Below are 822 nucleotides of genomic sequence, written 5' to 3' on the forward strand. Positions count from 1 at the left end.
CACCTCACTCCCTCTCGCCTTGACCGCTAATCTTATCAATAGGTTTTTGCACCTTTTTAATCTAACTAGATATATTTTCACCTACCAAACATGCTAGACGCTAGCATAAGAAATACTAAAATATTACAGACCATGCCACCCCAAAACAGGTACAGTTTCAAGCCCTCATATCTGAAAAAGCTGTTCTTACTTTCCTCCAGCTCCCGGAGTTTCTGCTTCATCACGCTCGTAAGTGTATCAGACTGCTTCTCAAGAAGCTTTGTCGCCCTCTGTATAGCCTCTATATTCGCCTGTAACGCCTTTCTAACCTCTTGGACGGTATTTTCCTTAACCTCATCTTTCAAGCTCCCAATCTCGCCCGATATAGCGTCTTGAAGCAATTCGTTGCTGTTCTTCAGTAGCTCTACGCTCTGCTTCAGCTCGCTGATGAGCTTCCTGTTCTGCTCTGCGTCTCTCTGCCTGTTCTGCTCTGCCCTTACTTGTTCTTGATTTGACTGCTTCATCAATTCCTCGCAGTTCTCGCTCGACATCGCCAACGCTTCTTTGAGCAAACTGTTTTCCAGCTCTGTCCGGCTCTGTCGGTTTAACTCTTGAAGTTGCTCTCTTGGACTGCTCTGCTTCTGCTGTTCGTGCATTTCTCTCAAACTCATGCTCCATGCTCTCCTTTCCGAAATCCATATTGTAGTATTTTTCCAGCTTGTTATCCCTGATTTTACAAGCCTTTTCTCCTGCCTGTTCCCTGGCTAAGTCGGTATATGTGATGTACTTATGGCTGTCCTGCCAGTCCACTCCGTACCCTCTTTCATTCATCAGCCGGATAAA

Annotated in this window: 1 protein-coding gene; it reads right to left on the reverse strand. The window is 45.6% G+C overall.

Going from position 1 to position 822, the window contains the following annotated elements:
• Window positions 1-77: 77 nt before the first annotated feature.
• Window positions 78-650 carry a hypothetical protein gene (locus DW642_RS16395; RefSeq protein ID WP_220451551.1) on the reverse strand — a complete coding sequence of 191 codons (573 nt, stop codon included), beginning with the start codon at window positions 648-650 and terminating at the stop codon, window positions 78-80.
• Between the last annotated feature and the right edge of the window lie 172 nt (window positions 651-822).

Origin of the sequence: Blautia sp. AM23-13AC, assembly GCF_003435675.1 — a bacterium.
In the GTDB taxonomy this organism is placed as follows: Bacteria; Bacillota; Clostridia; order Lachnospirales; family Lachnospiraceae; genus Fusicatenibacter; species Fusicatenibacter saccharivorans.

What these genes read in the sequence shown, in the direction of transcription:
- DW642_RS16395 (WP_220451551.1), bottom strand. Translation starts at nt 650, where the DNA reads ATGAGTTTGAGAGAAATGCACGAACAGCAGAAGCAGAGCAGTCCAAGA.